Raw genomic sequence first — 18,929 nt, forward strand, 5'->3', positions numbered from 1 at the left:
CGCGCTACATCGTGACATGGGGGGGAACCACCATGGCCCTGGCCGCCTCGGTCTGCCTGGCGCGAAACGCCACCAGCTTCTGCTGCAAGGCCGGATCGGTCGTGGCCAGGCAGGCAATGACATGCAGGGCCGCGTTGGCGGCTCCCGCTTCACCGATGGCGAAGGTGGCGACCGGCACGCCCTTGGGCATCTGCACAATGGACAACAGGGAATCTTCGCCGCGCAGATACTTGGAAGGCACCGGCACGCCGAATACCGGCACGGGGGTCAGCGCCGCCATCATGCCCGGCAAATGCGCCGCCCCGCCGGCGCCGGCGATGATCGCGCGCAGGCCGCGCTCGGCGGCATGGGCGCCGTAGTCCACCATATCGAGCGGCATGCGGTGCGCCGACACCACCCGCATTTCGTGGGCGATGCCGAATTCCTCCAGGATGGCGTCGGCATGCTTCATGACATCCCAGTCACTGGACGAGCCCATGATGATGCCCACCACCGGCGCCGCGCCGTCATTGCCTTGCTTCGGATCAGTCATGTGAAATCCAGCCATATAAATGCAAAGAGCCCCCAATGGACTCTTTATTGTACGGGCTGCCGCGCAATGCGCGCGGCGCTTATGCCATCAGGCGGTCGGCCGCCTCGCGGTATTTGGCCGCTGTTTTTTCGAGGACTTCGGCCGGCAGCTTGGGCGCGGGCGGCGTTTTATCCCAGGTCTGGGTTTCCAGCCAGTCGCGCACGAACTGCTTGTCGAAGGACGGCGGGCTGACACCGACCGCATAGCCCGAGGCCGGCCAGAAGCGCGAAGAATCGGGGGTCAGGACTTCGTCCATCAAATGCAGTTGGCCCTGTTCGTCAAGCCCGAACTCGAACTTGGTATCGGCGATGATGATGCCCTTGCCGGCCGCGAACTGCGCCGCTTCGGAATACAGCTTCAGGGTGACGGCGCGGATTTTTTCGGCCAGTTCTTGCCCGATCTGGCCCACCACATAATCGAAATCCACGTTCTCGTCGTGCGAGCCGAATTCCGCCTTGGCGGCTGGTGTGAAGATAGGCTCGGGCAGGCGGCTGGCCTGCTGCAAGCCCGGCGGCAAGGCAACGCCGCAAATGCTGCCCGTGGCCTGGTAGTCTTTCCAGCCCGAACCGATCAGGTAGCCCCGCGCCACCGCTTCCACCAATATGGGCTTCAGGCGCTTGACCACCACGGCGCGGCCCGCGACCTGGTCCCGCTCGTCGGCGGCGACCACCTCGGCCGGATCGATGCCGGTGGAGTGATTGGGAAGAATGTGGGCCAGCTTCTTCAGCCAGAACTCGGTGAGCTCGGTCAGCACCTGCCCCTTGCCGGGAATGGGGTCGTCAAGAATGACATCGAAGGCGGAAATGCGGTCGGACGCCACGATCAGCAACTTGTCATCGCCTACCGCGTACATGTCGCGCACTTTGCCGCGAGCGAGCAGAGGCAGCGATTTGATGCTTGATTGATGTAGAGCCTGAACCACGATGTATCCTTGAAAAAGAATCGATACCCCTAGCCGGGGATTTTTGCCTTGGGGCGGCCCGGCGGCAACAATGCCCCCCACGCTGCACCTTCGGCGCGCTGCCCCCCGAGGGGGGCGCTTTTTGCCTTGGGGCGGCCCGGCGGCAAAAATGCCCCCCACGCTGCACCTTCGGCGCGCTGCCCCCCCGAGGGGGGCGCTTTTTGCCTTGGGGCGGCCCGGCGGCAAAAAATCCCGCCGGCATCCTGCCGGACGGGATCAGAGCTAGATCTGCGACAAGCGCATTGATTGAATTACTGAACGACTTGGGCCAACTCGCCGGCGGCGTAGCGCTTGGCCATTTCGGACAGCGATACCGGCTTGATCTTGCTGGCATTGCCGGCGGTGCCGAATTGCTCGTAGCGCTGTTTGCAGATTTTCTTGGCGGCTTCGCGGGCCGGCTTCAGGTATTCGCGCGGATCGAACTTGCCGGGGTTCTCTGCCATGAAACGGCGGATGGCGCCCGTCATGGCCAGCCGGATGTCGGTGTCGATATTGACCTTGCGGACGCCGAACTTGATGGCTTCCTGGATTTCCTCGACCGGCACGCCGTAGGTTTCCTTCATGTCGCCGCCGAATTCGCGGATCTCGGCCAACAGGTCTTGCGGCACGCTGGAACTGCCGTGCATGACAAGATGGGTGTTGGGCAGGCGGCGGTGGATTTCCTTGATGCGGGAAATCGACAGGATGTCGCCCGTGGGCTTGCGCGTGAACTTGTAGGCGCCATGGCTGGTGCCGATGGCGATGGCCAAGGCGTCCAGCTGGGTATGGCGGACGAAGTCGGCGGCCTGCTCGGGATCGGTAAGCAGCTGCTCCATGGTCATGGTGCCTTCCGCGCCGTGGCCGTCTTCCTTGTCGCCCTTCATGGTTTCAAGCGAGCCCAGACAGCCCAGTTCGCCCTCGACGGTCACGCCCAGCTTATGAGCCATTTCGACCACTTTGCGGGTGACATCCAGGTTGTATTCGTATTCGGCGATGGTCTTGCCGTCGGCCTGCAGGGAGCCGTCCATCATGACGCTGGAAAAGCCCAGGTCGATGGCGCCCTGGCACACGGCGGGCGACTGACCGTGATCCTGGTGCATGACGACGGGAATGTTGGGATAGGTCTCGACCGCGGCCTGGATCAGGTACTTCAGGAAGCCTTCGCCGGCGTATTTGCGGGCGCCGGCGGATGCCTGCATGATGACCGGGCTATCGGTTTCAGCGGCGGCTTCCATGATCGCTTGAACTTGCTCAAGGTTGTTGACGTTGAACGCTGGTATGCCATAGCCATTCTCGGCTGCGTGGTCGAGCAGCTGGCGCATGGAAACAAGGGCCATGAAAAGACTCCTGAAATCAATTAATAAGGGTTCCAGCCATTTTACCCGAATGTACAGGCCCGCTTGCCGCCGCTGGTATCGATACGATACAGATCCCTTCTTAATCTGTACGGGCAGCCGGCCGAATGGCGGATTTGGGCCGGAAGGCCTTGACGATCTCGTCGCGCGTTTCGATATAGGGACCGCCGATCAGATCGATGCAATATGGGACCGCCGCGAAAATCCCAGCCGTCAGCACCTGGCCGTCGGCCCCCTTCAATCCTTCCAAGGTTTCCTTGATAGCCTTGGGCTGGCCCGGCAAATTGATGATAAGCGCCGCGCGATCGGCGGTTTCACGTATGACGGCTACCTGCCGGGACAGGATGGCGGTGGGCACGAATTTAAGGCTGATCTGGCGCATCTGCTCGCCGAAGCCGGGCATTTCCTTGGTTGCGACGGCCAGGGTGGCCTCAGGCGTCACGTCGCGCCGGGCCGGGCCCGTGCCGCCCGTGGTCAAAACCAGGTCGCAGCCCAGAACATCCACCAGCTCCACGATCGTGTCCGATATCCGCCGCGCCTCGTCGGGAATCAGCCGCGCCGCATATTGCGGCGGCTGGACGATGGCTTGCGTCAGCCAGGACTGCAAGGCGGGTATGCCCTGATCTTCGTAGGTTCCGCCGGCTGCGCGGTCGGAAACGGAGATAAGGCCCACCAGGAGTTGATCCGGATGCTGGCGTACAAGGGCTGGCGGCAGGGACATGAGGTTTCCGATTAAAAAGGTTAATGCTTGATGGCGATGGTCTTGACCGTGGTGAAGCCATACAGGGCTTCGAAGCCTTTCTCGCGGCCATAGCCCGATTGGCCCGTGCCGCCGAAAGGCAGCTCGACGCCCCCGCCCGCGCCGTAGTTGTTGATGAACACCTGGCCCGAACGGATGGCGCGGGCGATACGCAGCTGCCTTGCGCCATCCTGCGTCCAGATGCCGGCCACCAGGCCGAAGGCGGTTCCATTGGCGATGCGCAAGGCGTCGGCTTCGGTCTCGAAGGGAATGGCGGCCAGCACAGGGCCGAAGATCTCTTCTTGAGCCAGGCGGTGCGCGGGCGGCACATCGCCCAGCAATACGGGCGCCTGATAGAAGCCGCCCTTGGGTGCGTTGGGATCGAGCGCCCCCTGCGCCGCAAGCGAAATACCCGAGCTTTCGGCCTCTGCCAGAAATTGGCGCACGCGCGCCTGCTGTTTGGCATTGATCAGCGGCCCGCAATCCGGATCGTCGCTCGCCGGCCCCGTGCGCGTGGCCTTGAACAGTTCGGACAGCCGCCCGACGACATCGGCATAGATGGCGCGCTGCACCAGCAAGCGGCTGCCCGCCGAGCAGGTTTGCCCCGCGTTCTGAATGATGGCATTCAACAGCACCGGCAAGGCGGCTTCGATATCGGCGTCGGAAAACAGTATCTGCGGAGACTTGCCCCCCAGCTCCAGTGTGACGGGGGCAAAATGCCCCGCCGCCGCCATGGCCACCTGCTGGCCGGTCTGCGGCGAACCGGTAAATGAAATATGGTCTATGCCCGGATGCGCGGACAGGGCGGCGCCCGCCTCGATGCCCAGGCCGGTGCAGATATTCAACGCCCCGGCGGGCAGGCCGGCTTCCATGGCGATTTCAGCCACCTTCAGCAGCGACAGGCAGGCGTCCTCGGCCGGCTTGACCACGCAGGCATTGCCGGCGGCCAGCGCCGCCCCGACGCTGCGCCCGAAAATCTGCAAGGGATAATTCCAAGGAACGATATGGCCGGTCACGCCATGCGGCTCACGCACGGTCAGCACGGTGTAATTGCTGGGGTAAGGGATGGTCGAGCCATGCAGCTTGTCGACCGCGCCGGCGTAGAACTCGAAATACCGCGCCACGGCGGCGGCGTCGGAGCGAGCCTGCCGCATCGGCTTGCCCGTGTCCCTGGATTCGATCTGGGCCAGTACCTCGTGCTGATCCTGCAGGGCGCGGCTGACGCGCAAAAGCAGCCTGCTGCGCTCGGCCGGCGCCATCTTGCCCCATGCGCCCTCGAAGGCGGCGCGGGCTGCCCTGACGGCCACATCGATGTCGGCTTCGCCCGACCGGGCGATTTCGGCGTAAAGCTGGCCGTTGGAAGGATCGATGACCGGCACGGTTTGTCCCGCCAGCGCGCTTACCCATTGATTGGCGATAAAGTTCTTGTGCATCATGGCATTTGCCCCGTAGTGATTGGTTAGCATGGAGCCTTTGCCCGGTCCCCGGCTTTCCGAATTGTTATTCTACGATGAAGGCTCTATTTGATTGCGCACAGAAGATGAACACTGAAAAACACACCATATTGTTGGCCGGCGGCGGCGACCTGTGCCGCCGCGCGGGCCGCATCCTGCTTGCGCAGGGACATGATGTCTGGGCCTTGCGCCGCCGTCCAACCGCGCAGGGCACGGCCGGCCTGCAATGGCTGAGCGCCGACCTGGCCGATGCCTCCACGCTGCGCCTGCCGCGTGGCATCAGCCATGTGCTTTACGCCGTAAGCCCCGGAGAACGCAGCCCGCAAGCCTATCGCTCGGCGTTCGTGGATGGCGCCGCCAACCTGCTGGCGGCGCTGGACCCCGGGGCCTTGCGCCGTTTCGTGTTCGTTTCCTCGTCCGCCGTGTATGGCGCCAGCCAGGACTGGGTCGACGAGGACACGCCGGCCCATCCGCAGGGCTATAACGGCGAAATACTATTGGAGGCCGAGAATCGCCTGCAACAGCACCTGGGCGGCAAGGCTGTGGCGCTGCGCCTGTCGGGACTGTATGGACCGGGCCGCACACAGTTGCTGGACAAGCTGCGCCAAGGCCGGGCCGCCGTCACCGAAGATCCGGTTCACTGGACGAATCGCTTCCACATCGAGGATGCGGCGCGCGCCTGTGCCCACTTGCTGATGCTGGATCAGGCGCAGTCCCGCTATGTCGGCAGCGATGACAGGCCTATGCCCATGGCGCAGCTGTACGACGCGCTGGCCGACATGCTGGGCGCGCCGCGCCCCGCCAGGGCCGGCGCCGCGCCGACCGAAGCCGGCGGCAAGCGCCTGAACAACGCGCGCTTGAAAGCCAGCGGCTTCGCGCTGGACTGGCCCGACGCTATCGAAGGCTATCGGGCCCTGATCAGGGTTTGACCGGCCTATCCTTGCGCGCGCTGCTGCAGGATTTCCACGGCCGGCAGCGTCCGGCCTTCCAGGAATTCCAGGAAGGCGCCGCCGCCGGTGGAGATATAACCCACCTTGTCCTCGATGCCGTATTTGGCGATCGCCGCCAGCGTGTCGCCGCCGCCGGCGATCGAAAAGCCTTGGGAATCGGCGATAGCCTGGGCCACCACCTTGGTGCCGTTGGCGAACGCATCGAATTCGAACACGCCCACCGGGCCGTTCCAGACTATGGTTCCGGCCTGCTTCAGGATGGCGGCCAGTTGCTGGGCGGTGTCGGGGCCGATATCCAGGATCTGGTCATCGCCGGCGACATCAGCCGCCGCCTTGACCGTCGCGGCCGCCGTCGCGCTGAATTCCTTGGCGCAAACCACATCGGAAGGAATCGGCACATCGGCGCCGCGCTGTTTCATCATGTCGATGACGGCGCTGGCCTGGTCCATCTGATCCGGCTCCGCCAGCGACTTGCCTATGGACAGGCCCGCCGCCAGCATGAAGGTATTGGCGATGCCGCCGCCCACCACCAACTGGTCGACCTTGCCGGCCAAGGCTTGCAGAATGGACAGCTTGGTCGAAACCTTGGAACCGCCCACGATAGCCACCAAGGGGCGCTTGGGATTTTCAAGCGCACGGCCCAACGCGTCCAGCTCGGCCTCCAGCAAAGGCCCGGCGCAGGCCACCGGCGCAAAGCGCGCCATGCCTTGCGTGGTCGCCTCGGCGCGATGGGCGGTGCCGAAGGCGTCGTTGACATACACATCGCATAACGCCGCCATCTTGCGCGCCAGATCCGTATCGTTCTTTTTCTCGCCCACATTGCAGCGGCAGTTCTCCAGCAGCACCACTTGGCCGGGTCCGACCTGGACGCCGTCCACCCAGTCGGCCAGCAGCGTGACCGGCAGGCCCAGCAATTCCGAAAGCCTGCGCGCGACCGGGGCCAGCGTATCGGCCGGAGCCACCGTGCCTTCCGTGGGGCGGCCCAAATGCGAGGTCACCATGACGGCGGCCCCGCCATCGAGCGCCATGCGTATGGCGGGCACGGAGGCGCGAATGCGGGTGTCTTCGGTGATTTCACCGTCCTTCAAGGGCACATTCAGATCCGAACGGATGAATACGCGTTTGCCTGAAAGCGCGCCCGACGAGGCCAGGGAAGAAAGAGTTTTAATGGTAGACATAATGCGAACGGCCCTTAGGGGATAGGACAGACACGGCAAGGGCGGGTTGCCCCGCCCTTGCCCATGAAAAAACCCGGCTTATTTGGCCGACATCAGCGCAACCGTGGTATCGAGCATGCGATTGGAGAAACCCCATTCGTTGTCATACCAGGAAGACACCTTGACCAGGGAACCCGACACTTTCGTCAGGCCCGCATCGACCGTGCTGGAAGCGGGATCGTGGTTGTAGTCCACCGACACCAGCGGTTCGTCGTTGTATTGCAGGATGCCCTTCAGAGGGCCGCTTTCCGAGGCCGCCTTCAGGATGCCGTTGACTTCTTCCACAGTGGTCTCGCGCGCCGCCACGAAGGACAGATCGACGATGGACACATTGATGGTGGGAACGCGAATGGCGTAGCCGTCCAGCTTGCCGTTCAATTCAGGCAGGACCAGGCCCACGGCCGAAGCGGCGCCGGTCTTGGTCGGGATCATGCTGTGCGTGGCGGAACGGGCGCGGCGCAGGTCTTCGTGATAGACGTCGGTAAGGACCTGGTCGTTGGTGTAGGCATGAATGGTCGTCATGAGGCCATTGACGATGCCAAGCTTCTGGTGCAAAGGCTGGACCAGCGGGGCCAGGCAGTTGGTGGTGCACGACGCGTTCGAGATGACCGTATCGCTGGCCTTCAGCACGCCGTGGTTGACGCCGTAAACGATGGTGGCATCGACGTCTTTGCCGCCGGGGGCCGAGATAATGACTTTCTTGGCGCCGCCTTTCAGGTGCGCGCCGGCCTTTTCCTTGCTGGTGAAAAAGCCCGTGCATTCAAGCACGACGTCCACGCCCAGTTCGCCCCAAGGCAGGGCCGAGGGATCGCGGTTGGCCAGTACACGGATCTTGTCGCCGTTGACGACCATGTAATCGCCATCGACCGTCACCGTGCCGGGAAACTTGCCATGGGCGGTGTCGAAACGAGTCAGATGGGCATTGGTCTTGGGATCGCCCAAATCGTTGATGGCCACGATTTGAATATCGTGCTTCTTGCCGCTTTCGTAGTGCGCCCGCAAAATATTGCGCCCAATACGGCCATAGCCGTTGATCGCCACGCGTATCGTCATTATTGCTCTCCTGTTTATAAAACCTGTTCGACGGCCGCAGCGACGTGCTCGGCGGTCAAGCCAAAAAACTTGAACAAGGCACCGGCCGGCGCGGATTCGCCGTAGGTATCAAGACCCACCACGGCACCGTCCAGACCGACATACTTGTACCAGCCCGATGTAACGCCCGCCTCGACGGCGACGCGCGGCAAGCCCTTGGGCAGCACCGATTCGCGCCATTGCCGGTCTTGCGCATCGAATACGTTGGTGCAAGGCATGGAAACCACACGGACCGCAATCCCCTTGGCGGCCAGCTGCTCTTGCGCACCCAGCGCCAGCGCCACTTCGGATCCTGTCGCAATGATAACCGCGCGGGCGTCCTGCGCATCGCGCAGCACATAGCCGCCCCGGCTTATGCCGGCAATGGCCTGCGCGTCGCGAGGCACGAAGGGCAGGTTCTGGCGGGACAACAGCAAGGCGCTGGGACCGCCGTCGCGCACAGTCATGCCCACGCTGCTTGGACGCTGAATGGCATAGGCCCACGCGGCCGCCGTTTCAGTCGTGTCGCAAGGGCGCCAGACATGCAGATTCGGGATCAGCCGCAGGCTGGCGGCATGCTCCACCGACTGGTGCGTGGGGCCGTCCTCGCCCAGGCCGATGGAATCGTGCGTGAACACATGCACCACCCGCTGCTTCATCAGGGCGGCCATGCGCAGCGCATTGCGCGAGTAGTCGGAAAACGTCAGGAAGGTGCCGCCGAAAGGCAGGTAGCCGCCATGCAAAGCCACGCCATTCATGATGGCGGCCATGCCGAACTCGCGCACGCCGTAATTGATGTGGCGCCCAAAGCGCAAATGCAGCTCTCCGGCGCGTACCGGCTCGGCGCCCTTCCAGTCGGTCAGGTTGGAACCGGTCAGGTCGGCGGAGCCGCCCAGCATCTCGGGCAGCATCTCGACAAGGGCGGTAATGGCCAATTGCGAGGCCTTGCGCGTGGCGACCGTTTCGGCTTTCTGGTTGGTGGCTTCGACAAAGGCGCGGGCGCGCTCGGCGAAGTCGCCGGGCAGCTCGCTTAGCATGCGGCGCTGCAATTCGGCGGCTTCGGCGGGATAGGCCTTGGCATACGCATCGAAACGCTTTTGCCATTCGCCCTGCTGCTGTTGCCCATTTTTCTTGCCGTCCCAATAAGCATAGATTTCGGCGGGTATATCGAAAGCGGGGTAGGGCCAGTTCAGCGCTTCGCGGGTAGCCTCGATTTCGTTCGCGCCCAGGGGCGCGCCATGCACCTTCTCGGTGCCGGCGGCGTTCGGAGCGCCCTTGCCGATGATGGTCCGGCAGCAAATCAGTGTGGGACCCTTGCCCTGCCCGGCCAGCTTCTGCGCCTGGACGATGGCGGCATCGACGGCCTCGATATCATGGCCGTCGACATCGCGCAACACATTCCAGCCATAGCTTTCAAAGCGCTGCGGGGTGTTGTCGCCAAACCAGTTCTCGACACGCCCATCGATGGAGATTCCGTTGTCGTCGTAGAAAACGATAAGCTTGGACAGCTTCAGCGTGCCGGCCAGCGAGCAGGCCTCGTGCGAGATGCCTTCCATGAGGCAGCCGTCGCCCACGAAGGCATAGGTGTAGTGGTCGACGACGGCATGGCCTTCGCGATTGAATTCCTGGGCCAGCAAGGCTTCGGCCAGCGCCATGCCCACGGAATTGGCCAGTCCCTGGCCCAGGGGGCCGGTGGTGGTTTCGACGCCGGAGGTAATGCCCACTTCGGGGTGTCCGGGCGTGCGGGAATGCAGTTGCCGGAAGTTCTTGAGCTCTTCGATGGGCAGGTCGTAGCCGGTCAGGTGCAGCAAGGCATAAAGCAGCATGGAGCCGTGCCCGTTGGACAGCACGAAGCGATCGCGGTTGGCCCAGGTCGGATCGGCGGGGTTATGGCGCAAGTGCCGCGTCCATAAGGCCTCGGCGATATCCGCCATGCCCATGGGGGCGCCGGGATGACCCGAATTGGCTTGTTGAACCGCATCCATGGCCAGCGCGCGGATAGCGTTGGCCATGGACGAATCTTGGGCAGGCGTAAGGCTCATTTAAGACTCGCAAGAGGATAACGGGCCGCATGGCGGGCCGATCCTCGTCATTGAAGGTTTACAAAGCCTCTGATTTTACCACCGGGGGGTGGGGGTGGTTTTTGCCCGGAATACGCCCGTTTGCAAAGGGTTTTGTGCCAAGAGAAGTAAAGGCTCGCGGGGGGTAAGGGCTGCGCCGGGCTAACGCGCCAGCGGCCCTGGCTGTGCCAGGGCTCCCCGCGCAGCCGGACAGCGCGGCCTTGCATCCCCCGTGCCGTTCGCCCGCGCGGCGCTGCGCAAACCGCCCGGCACAGCCCTTACCCCCCGCGAGCCCGCACAGACCGTGGCAAGCCATTTCAACCCCACCCGCGTGCGACTCGATGCCATTTCTGCTTCAAGGCCCGGGTGGCATGGCCTGGGGCTGGCGGTTACGGGCAAGCCGCGCGGGCAAAGGAAATGGGGAGGCAAGTGCGCGGCTGTCTGAGCCCGGGCTTATGGACGGCTGGGGGCCGTCCATTCGGGCGAGTTCCGCGCACGCCCCGTTTCCTTTGCCGGCGCGGGCAGTCACGGCGCAGCCGGGACCTTGCACGTCTAGCCGGCACCAGGCCATGCCACCCGGGCCGTTCAACAAAAAAGCACAACTCAATACCAGCGAAGGGTCAAACCGCTAAACAGACAGCCTGCGGAAGCACAACATCATGGCTGCCGGGTGCATCAAGCATCGCGCCATAAAGTATGATGCCTCACAGTCATCCGCAGACAGCAACCTCAATCACATATGGCTACCCCCAGATTCTTCTGCTCCAAGCCCCTGACTGCTCACACCACCATTGAGCTCCCGGAAGCGCTTGCCCATCACGCCATACGCGTCCTGCGCCTGAAACCGGATTCGGACATCGTCCTCTTCGACGGCCAGGGCGGCCAGTACGCCGCGAAGCTAATCATTGACGGGAAACGCGGCCACGCCGCCTTGGGAGACCACGATCCCATCGAAGCCGAGCTCGACGGCCGCATCACCCTGGTCCAGGGCATACCTTCCGGCGACAAGATGGACTGGATCATAGAAAAAGCCGTTGAACTGGGCGCCATTCGCCTCGTTCCCATCGCAGCCCGCCGCAGCGTGCTGCAACTGACCGGCGAACGCCTGCGCAAGCGCCTGGAACACTGGCGCCGCATCGCCCAGGCCGCCAGCGAGCAAAGCGGCCGCAACCGCATCATGGACATTGCCGATCCCCTCTCGCTGGAACGTTATCTGGCCGATGGCGCGATCGATGCCGCATCGACCCTGCTTTGCCACCCCGGCAGTTCCCAAAGCCTGGCCCAGGCTCTCCAGGCGGAACAAACCGAACTGACCTTGCTGGTGGGCCCCGAAGGCGGATGGTCGGACGAAGAACAGGATCTGGTGGCGCGCCACAAGCTGACCGCGGTCAGCTTCGGCAAGCGAGTATTGCGCACCGAAACCGCGGGACTCGCGTTGATTGCGGCGGTCAGCGCCCTGCGCGGCTGGAGCTAGTCTTCGCGGCCGCCCGAATAGGGCGTGGGCTCGACACCGGGCTCGGGATCGGGATGCTTGCCCGCATGCTCGACGGCAAAGGCGAAGCGCCTGTCGTTATTCGAAGCAAATTCGACCACATCGGCGCACACTCCAAGAATGGCGTCCGAATCTTCCGCCAGCGCGGGATCCCCCGAATGCAGCTTATGGAACCACAGAAACAGGCCGTTCTTGTGATCCAGCACCGTATCGCACAGGCAGTCATACAAGGCATCCAGGTTGCCGCCGAAATACTCTGGAAAATCCACGGCTTTCACCACGGCGCGCAAGACGGCGGACCGGCTGCGGGCGCGATCGCAATCGACAACGAAGGCGCTGATACCCGCTGCCCGGGCGGCATTGAACGCCTCGTCCTTAGAGACGACGGACGCATCGATCAAACCGCCTTTTTGCAATTTCTTTTGCAATGACTGCGCTTGGCTCATGGGGGCGCCTCCTTGAAAAACGCTTTTACTTCTTCAGCACGGCTCATGCCATCGGCCCGCCCCAGGCGGATCAGTTCCCGGGTATAGCCAGCCTCGAACAACAGATAAGAAATCAATGCACCGCCGCCGCCCATTTTGGGTCCGGAAGCCGACGATACACCAAGGACGCGAAAAAGGGTACGAGCGGCGCGCGGCATCTGATCCAGATGCGCAAGCGCCATCTCGTCCAGAGAACGGCTGGGAGTCACGACAAAAGTGCTTACCGGACGCAGCGACTGGCTTTTTAATACATTTACCGGCAATTGCGCAAGCAACTCGTTGATGCGTTGCATGCGTTCCACATCCATGGACAAGCTATCCAGGAAAATATTGGACAAGGCATGGCCGCCGATTTGCGCAAGCGTCGGGTAATTGGGGTTGATTTCCTTCTTTTCCGGATGCGTATCGTCCTTATAGCCCGTGCCGATCACGAATATTTTTTTCGCCCCCAAATGTATCGCCGGGCTCATGGGCGCCAGTTGCCGCATGGAACCATCGCCGCACCATTGCGTCTGCCCCCTGATCAGCATGGACTGCGCCGGAAAGATGAAGGGCAAAGAACTCGAAGCCAGCAGGTGGTCCACGCCTATCTTCGACGACACCGCCTGGCGCAGCGACCGCTGCCACGGTTTGATCGTGCCTTTGGATTGATAAAAAGTGATGTGTTCGCCGGTGGTATATGCCGTGGCCGTGATGGCCAGCGCCCGCAACGCCCCTTCCGACAGATTGCGCTCCAACTGCTCGAAATCCAGCGTTGCGGCCAGAAGCTCGCCCAGCGGTTGATTATCCAGCAATGAACGCGGTTGCCGGCTGCGCAAGTCGGGCATCAGCCAACCGACGGCCAGCATGGCGAACCAGCGCAAGCCCGTGCGCAGCAGACGGGCCGCATCGGCGTGATACACCATGCCTGTTTGCAGGTTGCCCCACAAGGCCTCCAGCTTGTCCATGGCCACATGGGGGTCCTGTGCGTGGCATGCCAATGCGCCGGCGTTGATTGCGCCGGCGGAGGTCCCGCAAATGATCTCGAAGGGGTTGACGAAATCCGGCGAGCGCTCGGGGTCGAGAACGTCCAGAATGCCCGCAAGCACTCCCACCTGGTAGGCCGCCCGCGCCCCGCCGCCCGTCAGGACCAGGCCAACGGGATGGCTGCTGCCGGCACCCATGCGCTCAGGTAATGCGCGGGGTGTTGGCATCGAGCACGGTCAGCGCCGCCATGTTGACGATGCGGCGCACTGTGGAGCTGGACGTAAGGATGTGAACCGGCGCATTGACGCCCAGCAGGAAAGGGCCTACCGCCACATTGCCGCCCGCCGCGGTCTTGAGCAGGTTGTACGCGATGTTGCCCGAATCGACATTGGGGCAGATAAGCAGGTTGGCCTCGCCATGCAGGCGGGTTGTCGGAAGTATGCGCCGGCGCAGCGACTCGTCGAGTGCGCAGTCGCCATGCATTTCGCCGTCGATTTCCAGTTCGGGCTCGCGTTCGCGGATGATGGCCAGGGCTTCCTGCATTTTGGCTCCCGACGCGGAGCTTCCCGTGCCGAAATTGGACCGCGACAGCAGAGCCACCTTGGGCTCCATGTTAAGGCGCCGCATTTCCGCCGCGGCCGCGATGGTGATTTCGGCCACTTGCTCGGCGTTGGGATTGTCGTTGATGTGGGTATCGGCCAGCGCGATGGTGCGCTCGGCCAACAGCAGGATATTCATGGCGGCGTAGGTTTTTACGCCCGGAACCTTGCCGATGACCTCATCGATGAAGCGCAGGTGATCCGCATACGCTCCGACGGTGCCGCACACCAGGCCATCGGCATCTCCCAGGCGCAGCATCATGGCGCCGATCAGGGTCAGCCGGCGGCGCATCTCGACGCGCGCCATTTCCTTGCTGATGCCGCGACGGCACATGATTTCCCAATACGTCGTCCAGTACTGATGAAAGCGCTCGTCGTAATCCGGATTGGTGACTTCGACATCCTCGCCCAGCCGGATGCGCAATCCGAACTTCTTGATGCGGTCGGCCAGCACGGCGGGACGGCCCACAAGGATGGGGCGGGCGAGCTTCTCGTCGACGATGATCTGTACCGCGCGCAGCACGCGCTCTTCTTCGCCCTCCGTGAACACGATGCGCGTCTTGCCGCCGTCGCGCACCAGCTTCTTGGCCGTCGAGAACAAGGGCTTCATGAAGGAGCCCGAGCGGTACACAAACTGCTGCAGCTGCTCGGCATAGCTTTCTATGTCGGCCAACGGGCGCGTCGCCACGCCGTCATCCATGGCGGCCTGGGCCACGGCCACCGCGATGCGCACGATCAGGCGCGGATCGAAAGGCTTGGGAATGAAGTATTCGCGGCCGAATGACACGCCGTAGGTGCCGTAGGCCGCCGCCACGACATCGTTCTGCTCTTCCTGGGCCAGCTTGCAGATGGCCAGCACGGCGGCCTTCTCCATGCCGCGCGTGATTGTGGTGGCGCCGACATCCAGCGCGCCGCGAAAGATATAGGGAAAGCACAGGACATTATTGACCTGGTTGGGGTAGTCGGAGCGGCCGGTGGCCATGACCACGTCATCGCGCGCCGCATGCGCGTCCTCGGGCAGGATTTCGGGGTTGGGATTAGCCAGCGCCAGGATCAAAGGACGAGCGGCCATGCGGGCGACCATGTCCGGCTTAAGGACGCCCCCGGCCGACAGGCCCAGGAATACGTCGGCGCCGTCGATAATGTCGCCCAGAGTCCGTGCAGACGTTTCCTGCGCGAAACGCTGCTTGTCCGGGTCCATGAGCACCGTGCGGCCTTTGTAGACCACGCCTTCGATATCCGAGACCCAGATGTTTTCCAGCGGCAGGCCCAGGTCGACCATAAGGTCCAGACAGGACAGCGCGGCCGCACCGGCGCCCGAGACAACCACCTTGACCTTGGCCACTTCTTTGCCGACCACCTGCAGGCCGTTCAGGAAAGCGGATGAAACGCAAATGGCCGTGCCGTGCTGGTCGTCATGGAACACCGGAATGTTCAGGCGTTCGCGCAGCTTGCGTTCGACGGTAAAGCACTCCGGCGCCTTGATGTCTTCCAGGTTGATGCCGCCAAAGGTGGGCTCCAGCCCCGCGATGATCTCCACCAGCTTGTCCGGATCGGTTTCGTTGATCTCGATGTCGAAAACGTCAATGCCGGCGAACTTCTTGAACAGCACCGCCTTGCCTTCCATGACCGGCTTGGAGGCCAGCGGGCCGATATTGCCCAGGCCCAGCACCGCCGTGCCGTTGGTGATGACGCCAACCAGATTGCCGCGCCCGGTGTAGCGGAAGGCATTCTGTTCATTGGAAACGATTTCTTCGCAAGCGGCCGCTACGCCGGGGGAATAGGCCAGGGCCAGGTCCCGTTGATTGGACAACTGCTTGGTCGGCGTGACGGATATTTTTCCGGGGCGGCCGTGTTCATGGTATTCCAGAGCGGCTTTGCGAAGGGTTTCTTCCATGGCGAATTCGAATGTCTGAAGTGAAATAGACGCTCATTCTAGTCCCTTGCCACCGTTTGGAACATGGGGCCATGCATGAAAAAGGCAGGGGCGGCGCCGTTTTTTATATGTCCTGTCCCGGATAGGGAAAAAGATCGGAGGGGTCGAAAAGCGACTTCACCTGAGTGTCCAGTTCGCCGGCTTGCGCGGCCAGGTCGCAAGCGGCCGCCCTGGCCGACGAGTAACGGTCGGCGTAAGCCGGCTCAGAGCCTGGCCGGGCCGATTGCTCGTCGATGACTACCCACTCCACCCAGCCCAGGTCTCCTCCGTGGCCCAGCAGCAGCTGCGCCAGGTTGACGGCCTGCCCGGGTCCAGGCGACAAGGCATCCAGCCGATAGCGCGCAGGCCATAGACGATTCTGCCGGCAAGCCTGGGCGTCGGCCCCGGCCGCCAGTTGGAACAGCGACGGAACAAGCCGCTGCAAGCGAGCCCCCTGCAGCGGCTTCCGGTTGTTTTCCCCGAAAGGTCCGAGACTGACGTTGGAGCCGTCGGCCAGCATGACGGACGCATGCACCACTCCCGACCTGCCGGTTTCGCCCACGGGCCAATCGCACAGGCTGCGATCGGCCAGCCAGGCCGCCACCGTGATGTGGCAAGGCAGGTCGGCAAACTGGGCCAGCCCGGCCGCCTCCAGTTCGCCCAACAGGCAGCCGGGCTGGACGAACCATTTGCTGCTGCCCGGCTCCAGCCGCTGGCAGTTGCCCAGGTCGCGGCCCGGTTCGACCCACAACACAGGCTGGTCGTTCAGCCGGGCGGCATGAGGCACCCCGTCCAGAGCCAGCACCACCTGATATTCGGCGCACAAGGCCAGGGCCTTGTGAACATCGGATGCCTGCTTGGGCACCAGGCGGGCGCTGCCGGGGCCGTCGCCCTTGTCGAATTCGAAAAATGTACCGGACACCACATTGCGCACGCGTTGGCAAAAAGCCTCCCAGGGGGTTTGGGAGGTGCGTCGGCCGGTCAGGAAAGCGCGGCGGGACGAAGACTGCATGTCTGGATTCCTTTGTACCTACTTCAAATAAAAGCCCACGGAGAGGCCCACCCATTACAATTGCTGCTTTTGCCTGAGATTTTCGCCTTATGTCCCGTCTTGCCAAGCGTACCGAACAAGTGATGCCATTCTACGCTGTGGAGCTATTCAAACAGGCCAGCGCCCTGAACGCACAGGGCCGCGACATCATCAGCCTGGGAATCGGCGAACCCGATTTTACGGCCCCTGCGCAAGTCGTTGAAACCCTGAATCGCGCCGCCCAGGCCGGGCTAAGCGGATACACGCCCCCGGCCGGCATTGCAACGCTGCGCGACGCGATTGCCCACTACTATGCGCAACAGTTCGGCGCGGCCGTCGATCCCGCCCGCGTGATCGTCACGTCGGGCGCGTCGGGAGCGCTGCTGCTGGCCGGCATGGCGCTGATCAATCCCGGCGACGAAGTACTCATGCCGGATCCTTCCTATCCGGCCAACCAGAACTTCGTTACCGGATCAGGCGGCATACCAAGGCTGATTCCCTGCTCGGCCGACCAGCGCTTCCAGCTCGGCGCCGACGACATACGCAAGCATTGGGGCCCGGCAACCCGCGGCGTGCTGATCGCATCGCCCAGCAATCCCACCGGAACGACCATCGCCCGGGAAGACCTGAAGGCGCTGATCGCCGAAGTCAGGCAGCGCGACGGCTTCATCATCATGGACGAGATCTATCTGGGTCTTTACTATGGCGATGCGCCGCAAAGCGCGCTTACGCTGGATGACGACATCGTCATCATCAACAGCTTCTCCAAATACTTCCACATGACGGGCTGGCGCCTGGGCTGGCTGATCGTCCCCGAGTCCATGGTTGCGGCGATCGAGAAGCTGGCGGCCAGCTTGGCGATCTGCGCGCCCGCTCTGGCCCAGCATGCGGCCTTGACCTGTTTCGAGCCCGAGGTCATGCGCATCTACGAAAACCGGCGCCTGTCATTCAAGGAAAGAAGGGACTATCTATTGCCCGAATTCGAACGCCTGGGCCTGCATGTTCCGGTGGCGCCCGACGGCGCGTTCTACATCTACGCCGATATCCGGGCGCACAGCCGGGACAGCAGCGATTTTTCGCACAGGCTGCTGCATGAAGCGGGTGTGGCGGCGGTGCCGGGTCTGGATTTTGGGCCGGCTCACGCCGCGCACAGCATGCGTTTTTCGTATGCGACGGGGCTGGATCGCCTTAAGGAAGCCGTAAGCCGCATGGAGCGCTTCCTGGCCTGATCAAAAAAACCGCAAAAGACGCGGCTGAAATGCGCGCTAGCGCCGCACAGGAATGCCCGAGGCCAGGGCGATGCGCCGCCATTCGGCGATGACCTTGGCCCCGTAGCCGCCGTCGCCGGGACCTGTGGCGCCCACGTAACAGGCCAGGCCGCCTTCCACCGAACCGCGCCGCTTGATGCAGTCGTACAGAATTTGGACGCCCACCCGCATGTTTGCAATGGGATTCAGGGCGGCCATGGTCCCGTCGCTGAAGGATTCGAACTTGTCTTTATGCACGCTGGTCATCACCTGCATCAGCCCCTGCGCCCCCACATGGCTTTCCGCAAACGGGTTGTAGCGGGACTCGATGGCAATGACCGCCAGGATCAGTTGCGGGTCCAGGGCCTTTTCCTTGCCCACCACAAAAGCCGTATTGACGAGCGCGCCCGCAACGCTGTGGGCGATCTTGTATTTGCGGGCAATATAACTGCGCAGGGCCTGCGCCTGGCTGCCGGTCATGCCGGCCGCATGCCGGCCAGCCAGCGAAGCCTTTAGGGCATTGCTGAAGTTGAGCAGGCCAGTTGCGGCCGGCGCCGCCGCTGCCGCCTCGGCGGCGCCGGCCGCGGCAAATGAGTCGTCGTCGGCGAACGAGGCCAGCATGTCCTGCTTGAGCCCATCCGGGCGCAAGGCTATGATCAATGCCTCGTGTATCTGCCTTGCCTGTTCGCGCAAAGAAGGCACGGCCGCGCTCAGCACCACGGTGACCAGCACGGCGATCCCAAGGTAAATGGCGCAGACATGCACGAATTCGCCAAGCTGGTAACCGGCTGTGCGCATGGAACGACTGACCATGCTATCGGAACCAATGACCGCCATT

The 18,929-nt window shown here is 63.2% G+C and carries 16 protein-coding genes; 3 read left to right on the forward strand and 13 right to left on the reverse strand.

Going from position 1 to position 18,929, the window contains the following annotated elements:
- Window positions 1-4: 4 nt before the first annotated feature.
- The 5 genes from purE to V0R37_RS02080 form a co-directional block, all read right to left on the reverse strand.
- A complete protein-coding gene (purE, locus tag V0R37_RS02060) occupies window positions 5-532 on the reverse strand; it encodes a 5-(carboxyamino)imidazole ribonucleotide mutase (RefSeq protein WP_420372904.1) in 528 nt (175 codons plus the stop codon).
- A gap of 79 nt (window positions 533-611) precedes the next feature.
- Window positions 612-1,493 (reverse strand): phosphoribosylaminoimidazolesuccinocarboxamide synthase, encoded by an 882-nt coding sequence (locus V0R37_RS02065; protein WP_420372905.1) that lies wholly within the window; start codon window positions 1,491-1,493, stop codon window positions 612-614.
- A gap of 290 nt (window positions 1,494-1,783) precedes the next feature.
- Window positions 1,784-2,848 (reverse strand): class II fructose-bisphosphate aldolase, encoded by a 1,065-nt coding sequence (gene fba / locus V0R37_RS02070; RefSeq protein WP_420372906.1) that lies wholly within the window; start codon window positions 2,846-2,848, stop codon window positions 1,784-1,786.
- 100 nt (window positions 2,849-2,948) lie between these two features.
- Window positions 2,949-3,587, reverse strand: coding sequence for a molybdopterin adenylyltransferase (gene mog, locus V0R37_RS02075; protein ID WP_420372907.1), 639 nt, complete (start codon window positions 3,585-3,587; stop codon window positions 2,949-2,951).
- 20 nt (window positions 3,588-3,607) lie between these two features.
- Window positions 3,608-5,038 carry an aldehyde dehydrogenase family protein gene (locus V0R37_RS02080; protein WP_420373126.1) on the reverse strand — a complete coding sequence of 477 codons (1,431 nt, stop codon included), beginning with the start codon at window positions 5,036-5,038 and terminating at the stop codon, window positions 3,608-3,610.
- A gap of 107 nt (window positions 5,039-5,145) precedes the next feature.
- On the opposite strand from V0R37_RS02080, the gene V0R37_RS02085 reads away from it, so the two are divergent.
- Window positions 5,146-5,988 (forward strand): NAD-dependent epimerase/dehydratase family protein, encoded by an 843-nt coding sequence (locus V0R37_RS02085; protein WP_420372908.1) that lies wholly within the window; start codon window positions 5,146-5,148, stop codon window positions 5,986-5,988.
- Window positions 5,989-5,993: 5 nt separating this feature from the next.
- On the opposite strand, the gene V0R37_RS02090 is transcribed toward V0R37_RS02085, so the two are convergent.
- The 3 genes from V0R37_RS02090 to tkt all read right to left on the reverse strand — a co-directional run bounded on the left by V0R37_RS02090 (window position 5,994) and on the right by tkt (window position 10,309).
- On the reverse strand, window positions 5,994-7,187 hold the full coding sequence (locus V0R37_RS02090) for a phosphoglycerate kinase (RefSeq protein WP_420372909.1): 1,194 nt from the start codon (window positions 7,185-7,187) through the stop codon (window positions 5,994-5,996).
- Window positions 7,188-7,265: 78 nt separating this feature from the next.
- Window positions 7,266-8,279: a type I glyceraldehyde-3-phosphate dehydrogenase gene (gap, locus tag V0R37_RS02095; RefSeq protein ID WP_420372910.1), complete on the reverse strand. Its 1,014-nt coding sequence runs from the start codon at window positions 8,277-8,279 to the stop codon at window positions 7,266-7,268.
- A 14-nt stretch (window positions 8,280-8,293) separates the two neighbouring features.
- Window positions 8,294-10,309 (reverse strand): transketolase, encoded by a 2,016-nt coding sequence (tkt, locus tag V0R37_RS02100; protein WP_420372911.1) that lies wholly within the window; start codon window positions 10,307-10,309, stop codon window positions 8,294-8,296.
- A gap of 787 nt (window positions 10,310-11,096) precedes the next feature.
- On the opposite strand from tkt, the gene V0R37_RS02105 reads away from it, so the two are divergent.
- Complete coding sequence (locus V0R37_RS02105) at window positions 11,097-11,831, forward strand: 16S rRNA (uracil(1498)-N(3))-methyltransferase (RefSeq protein ID WP_420372912.1); 735 nt, start codon at window positions 11,097-11,099, stop codon at window positions 11,829-11,831.
- On the opposite strand, the gene V0R37_RS02110 is transcribed toward V0R37_RS02105, so the two are convergent.
- From V0R37_RS02110 to V0R37_RS02125, 4 genes are all read right to left on the reverse strand, one after another.
- Window positions 11,828-12,295, reverse strand: coding sequence for a barstar family protein (locus V0R37_RS02110; protein WP_420372913.1), 468 nt, complete (start codon window positions 12,293-12,295; stop codon window positions 11,828-11,830). The genes V0R37_RS02105 and V0R37_RS02110 overlap by 4 nt on opposite strands.
- Window positions 12,292-13,527, reverse strand: a complete 1,236-nt coding sequence (locus V0R37_RS02115; protein WP_420372914.1) for a patatin-like phospholipase family protein — start codon at window positions 13,525-13,527, stop codon at window positions 12,292-12,294. The genes V0R37_RS02110 and V0R37_RS02115 overlap by 4 nt, the downstream gene beginning before the upstream one ends.
- Complete coding sequence (locus tag V0R37_RS02120) at window positions 13,502-15,796, reverse strand: NADP-dependent malic enzyme (protein ID WP_420372915.1); 2,295 nt, start codon at window positions 15,794-15,796, stop codon at window positions 13,502-13,504. Before V0R37_RS02120 ends, V0R37_RS02115 begins: the two co-directional genes overlap by 26 nt.
- A 103-nt stretch (window positions 15,797-15,899) precedes the next feature.
- On the reverse strand, window positions 15,900-16,826 hold the full coding sequence (locus V0R37_RS02125; protein WP_420372916.1) for a hypothetical protein: 927 nt from the start codon (window positions 16,824-16,826) through the stop codon (window positions 15,900-15,902).
- Window positions 16,827-16,915: 89 nt separating this feature from the next.
- On the opposite strand from V0R37_RS02125, the gene V0R37_RS02130 reads away from it, so the two are divergent.
- Window positions 16,916-18,073: a pyridoxal phosphate-dependent aminotransferase gene (locus V0R37_RS02130; RefSeq protein WP_420372917.1), complete on the forward strand. Its 1,158-nt coding sequence runs from the start codon at window positions 16,916-16,918 to the stop codon at window positions 18,071-18,073.
- A gap of 36 nt (window positions 18,074-18,109) precedes the next feature.
- On the opposite strand, the gene V0R37_RS02135 is transcribed toward V0R37_RS02130, so the two are convergent.
- Window positions 18,110-18,904 (reverse strand): transglycosylase SLT domain-containing protein, encoded by a 795-nt coding sequence (locus V0R37_RS02135; RefSeq protein WP_420372918.1) that lies wholly within the window; start codon window positions 18,902-18,904, stop codon window positions 18,110-18,112.
- Window positions 18,905-18,929 lie beyond the last annotated feature (25 nt).

The sequence above is a fragment of the Pollutimonas rozaliensis genome (genome assembly GCF_048751585.1).
In the GTDB taxonomy this organism is placed as follows: Bacteria; Pseudomonadota; Gammaproteobacteria; order Burkholderiales; family Burkholderiaceae_B.